Source organism: Pseudomonas putida (assembly GCF_005080685.1).
In the GTDB taxonomy this organism is placed as follows: Bacteria; Pseudomonadota; Gammaproteobacteria; order Pseudomonadales; family Pseudomonadaceae; genus Aquipseudomonas; species Aquipseudomonas putida_V.
Genome location: NZ_CP039371.1, coordinates 1,837,855 through 1,853,578 on the forward strand (window position 1 = coordinate 1,837,855; position 15,724 = coordinate 1,853,578).

14 protein-coding genes and 1 pseudogene are annotated in these 15,724 nt (G+C 63.7%); 9 read left to right on the forward strand and 6 right to left on the reverse strand.

Annotation, left to right across the window (positions count from 1 at the left end; translation table 11 throughout):
- Positions 1 to 127: 127 nt before the first annotated feature.
- Positions 128 to 946: a pyruvate, water dikinase regulatory protein gene (locus E6B08_RS08750; RefSeq protein ID WP_136913644.1), complete on the reverse strand. Its 819-nt coding sequence runs from the start codon at positions 944 to 946 to the stop codon at positions 128 to 130.
- A 175-nt stretch (positions 947 to 1,121) separates the two neighbouring features.
- Here E6B08_RS08750 and ppsA point away from each other — a divergent pair, with 175 nt between their 5' ends.
- From ppsA to E6B08_RS08795, 8 genes are all read left to right on the forward strand, one after another.
- A complete protein-coding gene (ppsA, locus tag E6B08_RS08760; protein ID WP_136913645.1) occupies positions 1,122 to 3,497 on the forward strand; it encodes a phosphoenolpyruvate synthase in 2,376 nt (791 codons plus the stop codon).
- Positions 3,498 to 3,562: 65 nt separating this feature from the next.
- Entirely contained in the window at positions 3,563 to 4,588 is a 1,026-nt protein-coding gene (locus E6B08_RS08765; RefSeq protein WP_136913646.1) for an alpha/beta fold hydrolase, read from the forward strand.
- Between the two features lie 208 nt (positions 4,589 to 4,796).
- Positions 4,797 to 5,288 (forward strand): ribonuclease E activity regulator RraA, encoded by a 492-nt coding sequence (gene rraA / locus E6B08_RS08770; RefSeq protein ID WP_136913647.1) that lies wholly within the window; start codon positions 4,797 to 4,799, stop codon positions 5,286 to 5,288.
- Positions 5,289 to 5,315: 27 nt separating this feature from the next.
- Positions 5,316 to 6,326, forward strand: coding sequence for a zinc transporter ZntB (locus E6B08_RS08775; RefSeq protein WP_136913648.1), 1,011 nt, complete (start codon positions 5,316 to 5,318; stop codon positions 6,324 to 6,326).
- Between the two features lie 57 nt (positions 6,327 to 6,383).
- Positions 6,384 to 6,647 carry a CrfX protein gene (locus E6B08_RS08780; RefSeq protein WP_136913649.1) on the forward strand — a complete coding sequence of 88 codons (264 nt, stop codon included), beginning with the start codon at positions 6,384 to 6,386 and terminating at the stop codon, positions 6,645 to 6,647.
- Positions 6,648 to 6,649: 2 nt separating this feature from the next.
- Complete coding sequence (locus E6B08_RS08785) at positions 6,650 to 7,474, forward strand: mechanosensitive ion channel family protein (RefSeq protein ID WP_136913650.1); 825 nt, start codon at positions 6,650 to 6,652, stop codon at positions 7,472 to 7,474.
- 114 nt (positions 7,475 to 7,588) lie between these two features.
- A complete protein-coding gene (sigX, locus tag E6B08_RS08790) occupies positions 7,589 to 8,155 on the forward strand; it encodes an RNA polymerase sigma factor SigX (RefSeq protein ID WP_136913651.1) in 567 nt (188 codons plus the stop codon).
- A gap of 110 nt (positions 8,156 to 8,265) precedes the next feature.
- On the forward strand, positions 8,266 to 9,300 hold the full coding sequence (locus E6B08_RS08795) for an OmpA family protein (RefSeq protein ID WP_136913652.1): 1,035 nt from the start codon (positions 8,266 to 8,268) through the stop codon (positions 9,298 to 9,300).
- Between the two features lie 80 nt (positions 9,301 to 9,380).
- Here the strand turns inward: E6B08_RS08795 and E6B08_RS08800 are convergent.
- The 5 genes and pseudogenes from E6B08_RS08800 to E6B08_RS08820 form a co-directional block, all read right to left on the reverse strand.
- Positions 9,381 to 9,563 (reverse strand): annotated as a pseudogene (locus tag E6B08_RS08800) (uroporphyrinogen-III C-methyltransferase); the annotation flags it as partial.
- Between the two features lie 23 nt (positions 9,564 to 9,586).
- Positions 9,587 to 11,254, reverse strand: coding sequence for a bifunctional protein-serine/threonine kinase/phosphatase (locus E6B08_RS08805; protein ID WP_136913653.1), 1,668 nt, complete (start codon positions 11,252 to 11,254; stop codon positions 9,587 to 9,589).
- Between the two features lie 9 nt (positions 11,255 to 11,263).
- Positions 11,264 to 12,475: a nitrate/nitrite transporter gene (locus E6B08_RS08810; protein ID WP_136913654.1), complete on the reverse strand. Its 1,212-nt coding sequence runs from the start codon at positions 12,473 to 12,475 to the stop codon at positions 11,264 to 11,266.
- Positions 12,476 to 12,679: 204 nt separating this feature from the next.
- Entirely contained in the window at positions 12,680 to 13,255 is a 576-nt protein-coding gene (locus E6B08_RS08815; protein WP_136913655.1) for an ANTAR domain-containing response regulator, read from the reverse strand.
- Positions 13,256 to 13,266: 11 nt separating this feature from the next.
- Positions 13,267 to 14,481, reverse strand: coding sequence for a CmpA/NrtA family ABC transporter substrate-binding protein (locus E6B08_RS08820; protein WP_136913656.1), 1,215 nt, complete (start codon positions 14,479 to 14,481; stop codon positions 13,267 to 13,269).
- Positions 14,482 to 14,621: 140 nt separating this feature from the next.
- Between E6B08_RS08820 and E6B08_RS08825 the strand changes: the two genes are divergently transcribed.
- Complete coding sequence (locus tag E6B08_RS08825) at positions 14,622 to 15,647, forward strand: quinone-dependent dihydroorotate dehydrogenase (protein ID WP_136913657.1); 1,026 nt, start codon at positions 14,622 to 14,624, stop codon at positions 15,645 to 15,647.
- The last annotated feature ends 77 nt before the right edge of the window (positions 15,648 to 15,724 follow it).

Genomic DNA, 15,724 nt, shown 5'->3' on the forward strand with positions numbered 1-15,724 from the left:
ATTGTGGGAGCGGCCTTGTGTCGCGATGGGCTGCGCAGCAGCCCCGGCAATCTTAAGTGAACAGCATTACGGCCTTGATGCCGGGGGGGGTCGTAGGCGACCCATTGCCGCTCCTACAGGTTGATGCCTACTTGAACCTGCGCTCCACGCCTTTTTCCACCAGGATTTTCGCGGAAATCTCCTCCACCGAGAAATGTGTGGAGTTGATGTTGGGAATGTTCTCCCGGCGGAACAGGTTCTCCACCTCGCGTACCTCGAATTCGCACTGGGCGAAGCTCGAATAGCGGCTATTGGGCTTGCGCTCGTGGCGGATGGCGGTGAGCCGGTCGGGATCGATGGTCAGGCCGAACAGCTTGTGCTGGTACTTCTTCAGCACCGTCGGCAACTGCAGGCGCTCCATGTCGTCCTCGGTGAGCGGGTAGTTGGCCGCCCGGATACCGAACTGCATGGCCATGTACAGGCAGGTCGGGGTCTTGCCGCAGCGCGACACGCCGACCAGGATCAGGTCGGCCTTGTCGTAATAGTGGGTGCGAGCGCCATCGTCGTTGTCGAGGGCGAAATTCACCGCCTCGATGCGCTCCATATAGTTGGAATTTCCACCGATCGAGTGGGATTTTCCGACGGAATACGACGAATGGGCAGTTAATTCTTGCTCAAGTGGGGATAAAAACGTGGAAAAGATGTCGATCATGAAGCCGTTCGACGTAGCCAGGATCTCACGGATGTCCTGATTGACGATGGTGTCGAAGATGATTGGCCGCATGCCGTCGCGTTCGGCGGCGGCGTTGATTTGCGCCACCATGGTCCGCGCTTTGTCCGGCGTATCGATGTACGGACGGGTGAATTTATTGAAAGGAATGCTATCGAACTGCGCTAGCAAGCTTTGGCCCAGGGTTTCGGCCGTGATGCCGGTGCCGTCGGAGATGAAGAACGCGGTTCGTTTCATTTGCGATCTGGGCCTTAAGCTGATGACAAATCTTGGATATGATAAGTTCGGTTTGCCGAACGTGGCTGTCGGCATTCTCACTTATTTTCCAGGTACAGGCCACAAGCGCCCGGTCAAGTCATAGAGGCAGGCCGGCGCCCTTGAGCGTTTCCCATACAGAAGTGGAGAGATCACCTTGGTAGAGTACGTAGTTTCCCTCGATAAGCTCGGCGTCCATGATGTGGAGCATGTGGGGGGCAAGAACGCATCCCTGGGCGAGATGATCAGTAATCTTGCCGGTGCCGGCGTCTCGGTGCCGGGCGGCTTTGCCACTACGGCTCAGGCGTACCGCGATTTCCTCGAACAGAGCGGGCTGAACGACCGTATCCACGCCGCGCTCGATGCGCTGGACGTCGATGACGTCAACGCCCTGGCCAAGACTGGCGCGCAGATCCGCCAGTGGGTGATGGACGCCGAATTCCCAGCTCGCCTGGATTCGGAAATCCGAACCGCCTTCGCCGAAATGTCCAAGGGCAACGACAACATGGCCGTGGCCGTGCGTTCCTCGGCCACCGCCGAAGACTTGCCGGACGCCTCGTTCGCCGGCCAGCAGGAAACCTTCCTCAACATCCGTGGCGTCGACAACGTGATCCGCGCGGCCAAGGAAGTGTTCGCCTCGCTGTTCAACGACCGTGCCATCGCCTACCGCGTGCACCAGGGCTTCGACCACAAGCTGGTAGCCCTGTCCGCTGGCGTGCAGCGCATGGTCCGTTCCGAAACCGGCACCGCCGGCGTGATGTTCACCCTCGATACCGAATCGGGCTTCCGTGACGTGGTGTTCATCACTGGCGCCTACGGCCTGGGTGAAACCGTGGTACAGGGTGCGGTCAACCCTGACGAATTCTACGTGCACAAGAACACCCTGCAGGCCGGCCGCCCGGCCATCCTGCGCCGCAACCTGGGCAGCAAGGCGATCAAGATGGTCTACGGCGACGAAGCCAAGGCCGGTCGCTCGGTCAAGACCGTCGAAGTGGACCGCGCCGATCGGGCCCGCTTCTGCCTGAGCGACGACGAGGTCAACGAGCTGGCCAAGCAGGCCCTGATCATCGAGCAGCACTACCAGCGCCCGATGGACATCGAGTGGGCCAAGGACGGTGACGACGGCAAGCTGTACATCGTCCAGGCGCGCCCCGAGACCGTGAAGAGCCGCGCCAGCGCCAACGTCATGGAGCGCTACCTGCTCAAGGAGAAGGGCACCGTCCTCGTCGAGGGTCGTGCCATCGGCCAGCGCATCGGCGCCGGCAAGGTCCGTGTGATCAACGACGTGTCCGAAATGGACAAGGTACAGCCAGGTGACGTGCTGGTTTCCGACATGACCGACCCGGACTGGGAGCCGGTCATGAAACGTGCTGCCGCCATCGTCACCAACCGTGGCGGGCGCACCTGCCACGCGGCGATCATCGCCCGTGAACTGGGCATCCCCGCCGTGGTCGGCTGTGGTAACGCCACCCAGCTGCTCAAGGATGGCCAGGGCGTGACCGTGTCCTGCGCCGAAGGCGACACCGGCTTCATCTTCGAGGGTGAACTGGGCTTCGACATCAAGCAGAACTCGGTGGACGCCATGCCCGAGCTGCCGTTCAAGATCATGATGAACGTCGGCAACCCGGACCGCGCCTTCGACTTCGCCCAGCTGCCTAACGCCGGTGTAGGCCTGGCACGCCTGGAATTCATCATCAACCGCATGATCGGCGTGCACCCCAAGGCGCTGCTGAACTATGCAGGCCTGCCGGCTGAACTCAAGGACAGCGTCGACAAGCGTATCGCTGGCTATGACGATCCGGTCGGTTTCTATGTCGAGAAGCTGGTCGAGGGCATCAGCACCCTGGCTGCGGCCTTCTACCCGAAAAAGGTCATCGTGCGCCTGTCGGACTTCAAGTCCAACGAGTACGCCAACCTGATCGGCGGCAAGCTGTACGAGCCGGAAGAAGAGAACCCGATGCTGGGCTTCCGCGGTGCCTCGCGCTACATCAGCGAGTCGTTCCGTGACTGCTTCGAACTCGAGTGCCGTGCGCTCAAGCGCGTGCGCAACGAGATGGGGCTGACCAACGTCGAGATCATGGTGCCGTTCGTGCGCACCCTGGGCGAAGCCAGCCAGGTGATCGACCTGCTCGCCGAGAACGGCCTGGCCCGTGGTGACAACGGCCTGCGTGTGATCATGATGTGCGAGCTGCCCTCCAACGCCATTCTGGCCGAGGAGTTCCTCGAGTACTTCGACGGCTTCTCGATCGGCTCCAACGACCTGACCCAGCTGACCCTGGGCCTGGACCGCGACTCCGGGATCATCGCTCACCTGTTCGACGAGCGTAACCCTGCGGTGAAAAAGCTGCTGGCCAACGCGATTGCCGCCTGTAATAAGGCCGGCAAGTACATCGGCATCTGCGGCCAGGGCCCATCGGACCACCCGGACCTGGCCAAGTGGCTGATGGAACAGGGCATTGAAAGCGTGTCGCTGAATCCGGACTCGGTGCTCGAGACCTGGTTCTTCCTGGCCGAGGGCCAAGGCGCGGCCTGATGCCGTGAAATGCGCAGGCGTGCCTGGCGCGCCTGCGCCTGGTTTATCCAGGGCGAGTTCCAGCAATGGATCCCGCCCTTTTTTTGTGCAAGTCATCTATGCAAAGCAGTAGCACTCTATTTCCTGTCGCCCTGCTCAGTGCCGAGCGTCGCGGTGACCTCAGCGAAGACGTGTATCGGATCAAGGCAGGCAACAGCCCGGACCCGAGCGTCGAGCTGGCCATTACCCGCCTTGGGCTGGCTGATCAGGCTCGCAGCCATGGCGAGCCAGTGATTCTCCTGCACGGCAGTTTTTCCAACCGGCGCTTCTGGTATTCGCCCAAGGGCATCGGCCTGGGCGCGCACTTGGCACGTGCCGGTTTCGACGTGTGGATCCCGGAAATGCGCGGCCACGGCCTGTCGCCGCGCAACCGTGACTGGCAGCGCAACCGGGTGGCCGACTATGCCCGGCATGACCTGCCGGTGATCGCCGCTTTCGTCCAGGAGCAGGCGGGGCGCATGCCGCATTGGATCGGCCATTCGCTGGGCGGCACCACCTTGGCCGCCGCGTTGGGCGGTGGCTACCTGAAAGCCGGGCAGGTGGCCAGTGCGGCGTTGTTCGGCAGTCAGGTGAGCCGGGTGTATTGGCCATTGAAAGTACCGCCGTTGGCGTGGGGAGCGAAGTTGTTGCTCAAGCGCTGGGGGCATTTGTCCGGTTCGCGACTCAAGCGTGGCCCGGAGGATGAGCCGATCGGCCTGGCGTTGGAGAGCATGCGCTGGCACGGCCTGTTCGGCCGCTTCGGCGACAAGGGCGAAGATTGGTGGGCGGGGCTGGCGGAGGTCGACGTGCCGTTGCTGGCCGTGGCCGGTGCCGGTGATTTCCAGGACCCGGTTTGGGCGTGTCGCAAGCTGTTCGAGCAACTGGGCGGGGAGCGCAAGCAGTTCCTGCGCCTGGGCCGCGAGGAAGGCTTCGAGGCGTTTGGCCATGTCGACATGCTGGTGAGCAAGGCGGCGCAGGTGCAGGTCTGGCCGTTGGTGGAGCGATGGTTGCGCGACCCGTTGGTGGCGGTGCATGAAGCGACAGTGGTGGCGGAGGCGGTGCCGGCGGGGTGATCGTGTGTCGATCGTGCCGGGCCTTTCGCGGACAAGCCCGCTCCCACAGGTTCCCAGATCGACGTGGCGGCGCTGGGCGCCGGCTTGCCGGCGACAGGGCCGTTACAGACAAACCTGAATGACCGCCCGGTCCGGGATGACTGCACCGACCGCTCCGGTGTAGCCTAGCGCCACACCCGTTTTCGTTGTGACTGACAAGGAGCTTGCCATGCAGCATTACGTTACGCCCGACCTGTGCGATGCCTACCCGGACCTGGTCCAGGTGCTCGAGCCGATGTTCAGCAACTTCGGTGGCCGCGATTCCTTCGGCGGCCAGATCGTCACCATCAAGTGCTTCGAGGACAACTCGCGAGTCAAGGAGCAGGTCGAGCTCGACGGCAAGGGCAAGGTGCTGGTGGTCGATGGTGGTGGCTCCCTGCGCTGCGCGCTGCTCGGCGACATGCTGGCCGAAAAGGCCGCCAAGAATGGCTGGGAAGGCCTGGTGATCTACGGCTGCGTACGCGACGTGGATGTGCTGATCCAGACCGACGTGGGCGTACAGGCCCTGGCCAGCCACCCGAAGAAGACCGACAAGCGCGGTCTGGGCGATCTCGATGTGGCAGTGACCTTCGCGGGCGTGACCTTCCGCCCGGGCGAATACCTGTATGCCGACAACAATGGTGTGATCGTCTCGCCAAGCCCGCTGAAAATGCCGGAGTAACGCGCCGTACGCGCTGATGGAGCGTCAATGTTCGAGGAAGACAACGCGCAGTGGGGGCTGGTGCATGCCCTGGTGCTCGATGGTAAAGGCGGCGCGCGTTCGATCGCCCGTACCGAGTTGGACGCGCTGCAACTGCAGCCGCAGGAAAGCCTGTGGCTGCACTGGGATCGCAGCCATCCGCAAACCCGTGCCTGGCTGCTGCACGACAGCGGCCTGAGCGAGTTCGCCTGTGACTTGCTGCTGGAGGAAAACACCCGGCCACGCTTGTTGCCCCTGGCTGACGAGCAACTGCTGCTGTTCCTGCGCGGAGTCAACCTGAACCCCGGAGCCGAGCCCGAGGACATGGTCTCGGTGCGTATCCATGCCCAGGCGCAGCGGGTCATTTCCCTGCGCTTGCGTTCGTTGCGCGCCAGTGAAGAGGTTCTCCAGCAGCTGGAAGAGGGGCGGGGGCCGAAATCGGCGTCCGAACTGTTACTGCTGATGGGTGAGTTGTTGACCGAAAAGGTCCAGGCGCTGGTCAGCGATCTCTCGGAGCTGGCTGATCTGGAGGAAGAAAAGTTCGAATCCGACGAACGGTACTCTTCAAGGCGTGCCGGCGCGGAGCATGGCAGCCTGCAGCAGATCCGCCGGCGTGCAGCCGGCTTGCGACGCTTCCTGGCCCCGCAGCGGGAAATCTACGCGCAGTTGTCGCGCAGCAAGTGGAGCTGGTTCGCCCCGGCCGATGCCGATTACTGGAACGAGCTGAACAACAGCCTGATCCGCTATCTCGAGGAGCTCGAACTGGCTCGGGAGCGGGCCGCACTGGTGCTTGAGAGCGAGGACCGGCGACGCGCCGAGCGCATGAACCGGACCATGTTCCGCTTCGGTATCATCACCTGCATCTTTTTACCCATGAGTTTCGTCACAGGCTTGCTCGGCATCAATGTCGGCGGCATTCCGGGGGCGCAGAATCCCTACGGTTTCCTGTTCGCCTGCATTGTCGTGCTGGGGTTGGCCGTGGGGCAGTGGTGGCTGTTCCGTCGCCTGCGGTGGGTATGAAGGTTGTGACCCATCGCCTGGCCGTCTCGTCTCTGACAGACATTGCGCGAGGTGCCCATGCACGATCCGTTTGAAGAATCCTTGCGCGACCTGCTCAAGGCGTCGCCGTCCGGCCAGGACCGGGACGACGCCGCCTGCCTGGGTCGCGTACTGAAAACCGCCAACCGCCAGGTCGGCGCTGGCGATCTGTTCAGCTTGCTTGGCCGCTGGAGCCAGGCGCTGCTGATCGCCGTGAACAACGGCTCGGCGCATGTCGCGCCGGTCCGTCGACACTCTACTCGCAACGCTGCCGCGGGCAGCAAAGCTGATAAGGCCGATTGAATATGGAACTCGATCTCTGGACCCAGAGCCTGGTCACCGCCATGACCGCCCTTTGGACCAAGGTGGCGAACTTCATCCCCAACCTGTTCGGCGCGCTGGTCGTGGTGCTGCTCGGTTTCGTGGTGGCCAAGCTGCTCGACACCCTGTTGTCCAAGCTGCTGGCCAAGTTCGGCCTGGACCGCCTGATGGCCGGCACTGGCCTGACCAAGATGCTCGGTCGCGCCGGCATCCAGGTGCCGATTTCCACACTGATTGGCAAGATCGTCTATTGGTTCGTGCTGTTGATCTTCCTGGTATCGGCGGCAGAATCGCTGGGCCTGGAGCGGGTTTCCGCCACCCTCGACATGCTTGCCCTGTACCTGCCCAAGGTGTTCGGTGCTGCCCTGGTGTTGCTGGCCGGCGTGCTGCTGGCGCAACTGGTGAACGGCCTGGTGCGTGGCGCCGCCGAGGGCATCGGCCTGGACTACGCTGCGGGCATGGGGCGTATCGCCCAGGGCCTGGTGGTGATCATCAGCATTTCGGTGGCGATCAGCCAGTTGGAGGTCAAGACCGACCTGCTCAACCATGTGATCGTCATCGGCCTGATTACCGTTGGTCTGGCCGTGGCCCTGGCCATGGGCCTCGGCAGCCGTGAAATCGCCGGGCAAATTCTGGCGGGCATTTATGTTCGTGAACTCTATCAAGTTGGCCAGCAGGTGCAGATTGGAGAGGTCGAAGGGCAGATCGAAGAGATTGGCACGGTCAAGACAACGTTGCTGACCGATGATGGCGAACTGGTGTCGTTGTCCAATCGTGTGTTGCTAGAGCAGCGAGTCAATAGCCGCTAACCGCACAAAAGCTGTTAATGTATGCCGCCGCGAAAATCGGCCCAGAGGGGCCGAGCGGCGACATTGACCTGACTGTCGGCCAGATCCGTTTTGAATAAAGTTCATTCGCCGCCCATGCGTTATGACCCCCGCGAACTCACCGATGAGGAGTTGGTGGCGCGTTCGCATGAGGAGCTGTATCACGTTACCCGCGCCTATGAGGAGCTCATGCGGCGCTACCAGCGCACCCTGTTCAACGTGTGCTCACGCTACCTTGGGAACGACCGTGACGCTGACGATGTCTGTCAGGAAGTGATGCTCAAAGTGCTCTACGGGCTGAAGAACTTCGAAGGCAAATCGAAGTTCAAGACCTGGCTCTACAGCATCACCTACAACGAGTGCATCACCCAGTACCGCAAGGAGCGTCGCAAGCGTCGGTTGATGGATGCATTGAGCCTGGACCCTGTAGAAGAGGCGTCCGAGGACAAGGCACCGAAGGCCGAGGAAAAGGGCGGGCTGGACAAGTGGTTAGTGCATGTGAACCCGATCGATCGGGAAATTCTGGTGCTTCGTTTTGTCGCGGAACTGGAATTTCAGGAGATCGCCGATATCATGCACATGGGGCTCAGCGCAACCAAAATGCGTTACAAGCGCGCCCTAGACAAGCTTAGAGAGAAATTCGCTGGGATGGATGAAACTTAGTCCAAAGGAAATATCTCTAACCAACCGGCGAGTTCTGCTAGACTTGCCGACGAGTTGTCCCCCGGATGTTGGTGGGACTGCTTAACTATCACCAGATGGGGATTTAACGGATGAAATTGAAAAACACCTTGGGCTTGGCCATTGGTTCGCTTGTAGCCGCCACTTCGATTGGCGCTATGGCACAAGGTCAAGGCGCCGTCGAGACTGAAATCTTCTACAAGAAAGAGTTCTTCGACAGCCAGCGCGACTTCAAGAACGACGGCAACCTGTTCGGCGGTTCCATCGGTTACTTCCTGACCGACGACGTCGAACTGCGTCTGGGCTACGACGAAGTACACAACGCTCGTGGCGACGACGGCAAGAACATCAAGGGCTCCAACACCGCCCTGGACGCCGTTTACCACTTCAACAACCCGTACGATGCCATCCGTCCATACGTGTCGGCTGGTTTCTCGCACCAGAGCCTGGGCCAGACCGGCCGTGGCGGTCGTGACCACTCCACCTTCGCCAACATCGGCGCTGGCGCCAAGTGGTACATCACCGACATGTTCTACGCCCGTGCCGGCGTTGAAGCTCAGTACAACATCGACCAGGGCGACACCGAGTGGGCCCCGAGCGTTGGCGTTGGTCTGAACTTCGGCGGTAGCCCGAAGCAAGCTGAAGTCGCTCCGGCTCCAGTTGCCGAAGTCTGCTCTGACAGCGACAACGATGGCGTTTGCGACAACGTCGACAAGTGCCCTGACACCCCGGCCAACGTCACCGTTGACGCCGACGGCTGCCCGGCTGTTGCCGAAGTCGTTCGCGTTGAGCTGGACGTCAAGTTCGACTTCGACAAGTCGGTCGTCAAGCCAAACAGCTACGGCGACATCAAGAACCTGGCTGACTTCATGAAGCAGTACCCACAGACCACCACCACCGTGGAAGGTCACACTGACTCCGTCGGCCCAGACGCTTACAACCAGAAGCTGTCCGAGCGTCGTGCCAACGCTGTCAAGCAGGTCCTGACCCAGCAGTACGGTGTTGAATCGAGCCGTGTTGACTCGGTTGGCTACGGCGAAACCCGTCCGGTTGCCGACAACGCCACCGAAGAAGGCCGTGCTATCAACCGTCGCGTTGAAGCTCAGGTAGAAGCCCAGGCCAAGTAATTGGTTTGACGCTTCAATGAAAAACCCGGCCTCGGCCGGGTTTTTCTTTGCCTGGAATTTGCGCTGTCGGTGCCGGCTCGTTACCCAGCCATTGCGGCCAGGTCTTCGCCCACCTGTTCCCCAACCACCTCGCCAATCACCAGAATCGCCGGGCTACGCAGTCCGAACGCCTGGGCCGTCTCGACCATTGCCCATACATCGCTACGGCATTCGCGCTGCTGCGCCAGCGAAGCGTTCTCGATCATTGCCACCGGCATCCCCGGCACTCCTCATCGGCAAGGCGCCTTCATCCCTTGAGCAGGATGAACAGCAGTATCAGGTTCAGCAGCAAGGACAGTAGCGCCAGGGTGCGCCATACCTTCAGCGGCTCGCGCTCGAGCAGCGGGCGCGGTCGGTCGGGCAGTTCCTGGCGTTCGCCGCGTTCGAGCAACAACAACCATTGCTCGGCGGTCTCGAAACGTTGCGCCGGGGCTACCGCCACGGCCTGCTGCAGGTTGTGTTGCAGCCATTCCGGCAGGTCGGGGCGATAGCGCGCGGCATTGACCGGCTGGCCGAAGCGTGGCCGTTGGAAGGCCTCGACTTCGCCGTACGGGTAGTGGCCGGTCAACAGGTAGTACAGGCTCACGCCCACGGCATAGAGGTCCTGGCGCGGGCTGGGAGGCTGCCCCTCGAACGACTCGGGGGCGATGAACGACGGTGTGCCCGGGACCTCGAACGGCAGGTCTTCGGACAAGCCTGGGCAGTACGCCAGGCCGAAATCCAGCAGACGAAGTTGGCCATCCTGGCCCAGGTGCAGGTTGTCGGGCTTGATGTCGCGGTGCACCAGGTTGCGCCGGTGCAGCACACCCACCGCGTGTAGGAGCTGGCGGGCTACCTCCAACCATTGCGGCAGCGGCAGGGGGCCGTGCTCTGCGAATATCTCGGCGAGGTTGCGGCCGCTGTACTCGCGCATCACGTAGTACAGGTGCTGGCGCTGGCTGCCGGCGTGCAGTTCGGGGAAATGGCGCCCAGCCACGCGGCGCAGGAACCACTCCTCCAGCAGCAGGCCCTGAACGGCACCGGGCTCTTCGCGAGTGGCTGGCAAGGTCTTGAGCAGCCACGGCTGGCCTTGTTGGTCGCGAACCCGGTAGAGCAGCGATTGACGGCTGTGCGCCAGCAGGCTGTCGACCTGCCAGCCATCGATTGCCTGGCCCTCGCGCAGGGGGCCAGGCAGCGGCCACTGGCTCAGTTGCGCCAGGGTGTCGCCAAGGTTGGCCGGACCGAGTTGCTCGACCTGCACCAGCAAGGCGCTGGCGTTGTCCTGGCTGCCATTGTGGTGGGCACTGGCCACCAGGGTATCGACGGCAACCTGGGGGTCGGCTTGCTCGCGCAGTATCGACTGGATGTGCTGGTCGCCCAGGCTGGCCCAGACGCCGTCGCTGACCAGCAGGAAGCGCTCGCCCGCTTGCAGCTCGCCTTCGAGGTAATCGACCAGCAGATGCTGATCCAGGCCCAGGGCGCGTTTGAGCACATGCTGCATGCCGGGCTGGTCCCACACATGGTCTTCGCTCAGGCACTGCAACTGGCCGTCATGCCAGCGATAGGCGCGGCAGTCGCCGACATGCGCCAAGGTGTAGCGTCGCCCGCGCAGCACCAAGGCGCTGAGGGTGGTGAGCAGCGGCTGGCCGTTGCCTTGGGCACGCAGCCAGCGGTTCTGGGCGCTCAGCAGCCGGTCCAGGGCCTGGGGCACGCCCCAGGTCGCGGGTGTGGCGTAGTAGTCCAACGCCAGCGCCTGCAGGCTGGCCCGTGCTGCAAGGCCGCCGTCAGCGCACTGGCTGACACCATCGGCCAGGGCGAACAGGTAGCCCTTGCTCGCCGCCAGCTCCGGCCCCGGAGTGACCAGGCGCAGGGCGTCCTGGTTCTCCGCGCGCGGCCCGGTAGCGCTGGCCTGGGCGAAACTCAGCTGCAGGCTCATCGTCACGTCTCAGACCCGCGCCGCAGTCACGGCTGCCGAGCCCCAGGTGGTGCGCCAGCGACGCTTGACACCGTGCAGGCCGAACCAGGCCAGTACGCCGAGGCTGGCGAACAGCCACAGGCCCAGCTGGTAGTCGCCGGTGTGCTGCTTGATGGTGCCCAGGCCGGCAGCGAGGAGGAAGCCGCCGATGCCGCCGGCCATGCCGATCAGCCCGGTCATCACGCCGATTTCCTGGCGGAAGCGTTGTGGCACCAGCTGGAATACCGCGCCGTTGCCGGCACCGAGGCCGAGCATGGCGCTGACGAACAGTGCCAGGGCCGCTGCGGCGCTGGGCAGGTTGAAGCCGACTGCGGCGATACAGATGGCGGCCACGCTGTACATGCCCAGCAGGGTGCGGATGCCACCGAAACGGTCGGCCAGGGCGCCGCCCAGCGGGCGCATGAGGCTACCGGCGAAGACGCAGGCGGCGGTGTAGTAGCCGGCGGTCACCGGGCTCAGGCCGTATTGGTCGCTGAAATAGCCGGGCAAGGCGCTGGCCAGGCCGATGAAGCCGCCGAAGGTGACGCTGTAGAAGAACATGAACCACCAGCTGTCGCGATCGCCGAGGGCCTTGAAGTAGTCGGCCATGGCTTTTGGCTTGGGGCGCTGTGGGGCATTGCGCGCCAGCAGGGCGAACACCAGCAGGGTCAGCAGCAGCGGGATCAGGGCAAAGCCGAACACGTTGCTCCAGCCGAAGGCTGCGGCCAGCATCGGGGCCAGCAGGGCGGCGAATACCGTGCCCGAGTTGCCGGCCCCGGCGATGCCCATGGCCTTGCCCTGGTGCTGCGGTGGATACCATTGCGAGGCGAGCGGCAGCGATACCGCGAACGAGGCGCCAGCAAAGCCGAGAAACACGCCCAGCAGCAGTGCTTGTTCATAGGTGTGCACACCCAGGTACCAGGCGCCGGCCAGGGCGCAGATGACCGCGATCTGGCCGATCAGCCCGGCGGTCTTGGGCGACAGTCGATCGACCAGCATGCCCATGGCAAAGCGCAGCACGGCGCCGGCGAGAATGGGCGTTGCCACCATCAGCCCCCGCTGCTGTGCGCTGAGCTGCAGGTCGGCGGCAATCTGCACCGCCAGAGGCCCGAGCAGGTACCAGACCATGAAGCTCAGGTCGAAATAGAGGAACGCGGCGAACAGCGTGGGCACATGCCCGGATTTCCAGAAGCTGGTACTCATCGAACACCTCATTCGGCAATGCAACGGAACAAAAAAACGCCGCTACCCGCTCCACGCAGGTGGAGGGGAGAGCGACGTCTTTGTCGGATGTGAGAGGGCAACCGCCGTTGGCTACCGGTGCGATATCTTCAGCAAGAGATGGGCCAACTTGGCACCTGCGGCCTTTTGCAGGCGCGACACAAGGCCGCTTCCACAAGGATGGCGCTAGCCGAGCATTTCATGCATGGCGATGATCTGTTCGGCGACCTGGATCAGCTTCTGCTGGCGGCTCATGGCCTGGCGCCGCATCAGGGTGTAGGCCTCTTCCTCGTTGCAGTCCTTCATCTTCATCAACAAGCCCTTGGCCTGCTCGATGCGTTTGCGCTCGGCCAGTTGCAGATCGCGGGCCTGCAACTGCGCCTTGAGTGCCTGGTCGCTCTCGAAGCGGACCATCGCCACGTCGAGGATCGGCTGCAGGCGCGCGGCGTGGATGCCTTCGACGATGTACGCGCTGACCCCCGCCTGGATCGCCTGGCGCATCACCCCAGGGTCGTGCTCGTCGGTGAACAGCACGATCGGCCTGGGCCGGTCGCGGCTTAGCAGCACCACGTGTTCCATCACGTCGCGGCCAGGTGAGTCGCTATCGATCAGCACCACGTCCGGACGCACCGTTTCAACGCAGGCTGGCAGGTCGATGGTCAAGTCTGGGGCTTCGATGACCTCGAAGCCGGCCTCGCTCAGCGCGGCCTTGAGGCGGCCGAGTTTCATCTGGGTATCGTCGATCAGCAGGATGCGCAGCATGGTCGTCGTCCTCACCGGCCAACATGGGCGCGGGGCGCCTCGTCCAAGGCATGCAGGCGGAAGCTGCGGGCGTAGCCATGGGGGTCGCTGCCGTCCCAGCGCGTGCCGTCGATCAGCAGGCTGCTGCGCATGGGCAGTTCCGGGCAAGGCACGGCAAGGGCGCCGGCGGCTTCGCGATACAACGTCAGTTGCTGGACGTCGCGCGCCACGCCCAGGTAGTCGGGGTCGTCACGCAGCAGGCCCCAACGGCGGAACTGGGTCATGAACCACATGCCGTCGGACAGGTAGGGCAGGTTGGCCCGGCCCTGGTCGAACACCCGCAGACCGTGCGGGTCCTGCCAGTGGTTGCCGAGGCCGTCGTGGTAGTCGCCATGCAGGCGTGGCTCGATGCTGGCCAGCGGTGTGTCCAGATAGGCACTGCCGCTCAACAGTTGCGCGGTGCTGCGGCGGTTGTCCGCGCTTTGTTCGATGAAACGGCTGGCGGCAAGGATGGCCTTGATCAGGGCGCGAGCGCTGTTGGGGTACTGCTCGACGAAGGCCCGGGCGCAGCCCAGGACCTTTTCCGGATGGTCCGGCCAAATCGACTGGCTGGTCGCCAGGGTGAAGCCCTGGCCGCGTTCCACGGCATCGGCCGACCAGGGCTCGCCGACGCAGAAGCCATCGATGCGCCCGGCTTCCAGGTGGGCGAGCATCTGCGCAGGAGGGACCACCACGCTGTCGACGTCGTGCAGTGGATGGATGCCTTGGCTGGCGAGCCAGTAGTACAGCCACATGGCGTGGGTGCCGGTGGGGAAGGTCTGGGCGAAGGTCAGTCGTGCGCCATGTTGGTGCACTTGGCGTGCGAGTGCCTCAGGGCTGGTCACGCCCTTGCGCTGCAGTGCCGGGGACAGGTTGATGGCCTGGGCATTCTGGTTCAGGCCCATGAGTACCGCCATGGGGCTGGCCGGAACGCCGCCGATGCCCAGGTGCACGGCATAGACCAGGCCGTACAGGCAGTGGGCGGCATCCAGCTCGCCGCTGACCAGCTTGTCGCGCAGGCCGGCCCAGGAGTGCTGGCGTTTGAGGTTGAGGGTCAGGCCGTACTGCTGGGCGAAGCCCTGGGTGGCGGCGACCACCACCGAGGCGCAATCGGTCAGCGCCATGAAGCCGATATCGAGGCTGGGTTTTTCCGGGGCGTCGCTGCCGTTGAGCCAAGCCAGGGGTGTTGCCAGGGGGGACGTGTTCACAGGTTTCCTCGCCCGTACGGAATAGGCAGTGTGCTGGCAACGAAGCAACCCATGTGCCAAGCGCCCGGAGGATTTGCTGTCATGCCAGGCCGGCGCTGGCTATAATCGCCCCCTCACTCACCCCCGAGCCTCGCCTGCCCATGTATACCCTGGCCCGCCAGCTGCTGTTCAAGCTTTCTCCGGAAACCTCCCACGACCTCTCCCTGGACCTGATCGGTGCCGGTGGCCGCCTCGGCCTCAACGGCGTGCTGTGCAAGCAGCCGGCGGCGTTGCCGGTGAGCGTCATGGGCTTGAACTTCGCCAACCCGGTGGGCCTGGCCGCGGGCCTGGACAAGAATGGTGCGGCCATCGACGGTTTCGCCCAGTTGGGCTTCGGTTTCGTCGAGATCGGCACCGTGACGCCGCGGCCACAGCCGGGCAACCCCAAGCCGCGGTTGTTCCGCCTGCCAGAGGCCACGGCGATCATCAACCGCATGGGCTTCAACAACCTGGGCGTCGATCACCTGCTCGAGCGCGTTCGCGCCTCGCGTTACAACGGCGTGCTGGGCATCAACATCGGCAAGAACTTCGACACCCCGGTCGAGCGGGCTGTGGACGACTACCTGATCTGCCTGGACAAGGTCTACACCGCTTCCAGCTATATCACCGTCAACGTAAGCTCGCCGAACACCCCCGGCCTGCGCAGCCTGCAGTTCGGTGATTCGCTCAAGCAGTTGCTCGATGCCCTGGCCGAGCGCCGCGAGCAACTGGCCACCTTGCACGGCAAGCGTGTGCCGCTGGCGATCAAGATCGCGCCGGACATGACCGACGAGGAAACGGCCCTGGTCGCTGGCGCCTTGCTGGCGTCGGGAATGGACGCGGTGATCGCCACCAACACCACCCTGGGCCGCGAAGGGGTCGAAGGGCTGGCCCATGGTGGCGAGGCGGGTGGTCTGTCGGGCGCGCCAGTGCTGGAGAAGAGCACGCACACGGTCAAGATCTTGTCCGGTGAGCTGGCCGGCAAGATGCCGATCATCGCCGCGGGCGGGATTACCGAAGGGCGTCACGCTGCCGAGAAGATTGCCGCCGGGGCCAGCCTCGTGCAGATCTATTCGGGCTTCATCTACAAGGGGCCTGCGCTGATTCGCGAGGCGGTGGATGCCATCGCGGCGATGCCGAAGGGGTGAGAGGCGCATAAAAAAGGGCCCCATCAAGGGGCCCCTGGGCCTTAGCCCGCCGCCCGGATGGGGCGCGCATGGTGACT

Bases quoted from the DNA above. Each gene is read 5' to 3' on its own strand.
- E6B08_RS08750 (WP_136913644.1), bottom strand. From the start codon at position 946: ATGAAACGAACCGCGTTCTTCATCTCCGACGGCACCGGCATCACGGCC.
- E6B08_RS08765 (WP_136913646.1), top strand. From the start codon at position 3,563: ATGGATCCCGCCCTTTTTTTGTGCAAGTCATCTATGCAAAGCAGTAGC.
- rraA (WP_136913647.1), top strand. From the start codon at position 4,797: ATGCAGCATTACGTTACGCCCGACCTGTGCGATGCCTACCCGGACCTG.
- E6B08_RS08775 (WP_136913648.1), top strand. From the start codon at position 5,316: ATGTTCGAGGAAGACAACGCGCAGTGGGGGCTGGTGCATGCCCTGGTG.
- E6B08_RS08780 (WP_136913649.1), top strand. From the start codon at position 6,384: ATGCACGATCCGTTTGAAGAATCCTTGCGCGACCTGCTCAAGGCGTCG.
- E6B08_RS08785 (WP_136913650.1), top strand. From the start codon at position 6,650: ATGGAACTCGATCTCTGGACCCAGAGCCTGGTCACCGCCATGACCGCC.
- sigX (WP_136913651.1), top strand. From the start codon at position 7,589: ATGCGTTATGACCCCCGCGAACTCACCGATGAGGAGTTGGTGGCGCGT.
- E6B08_RS08795 (WP_136913652.1), top strand. From the start codon at position 8,266: ATGAAATTGAAAAACACCTTGGGCTTGGCCATTGGTTCGCTTGTAGCC.
- E6B08_RS08805 (WP_136913653.1), bottom strand. From the start codon at position 11,254: ATGAGCCTGCAGCTGAGTTTCGCCCAGGCCAGCGCTACCGGGCCGCGC.
- E6B08_RS08810 (WP_136913654.1), bottom strand. From the start codon at position 12,475: ATGAGTACCAGCTTCTGGAAATCCGGGCATGTGCCCACGCTGTTCGCC.
- E6B08_RS08815 (WP_136913655.1), bottom strand. From the start codon at position 13,255: ATGCTGCGCATCCTGCTGATCGACGATACCCAGATGAAACTCGGCCGC.
- E6B08_RS08825 (WP_136913657.1), top strand. From the start codon at position 14,622: ATGTATACCCTGGCCCGCCAGCTGCTGTTCAAGCTTTCTCCGGAAACC.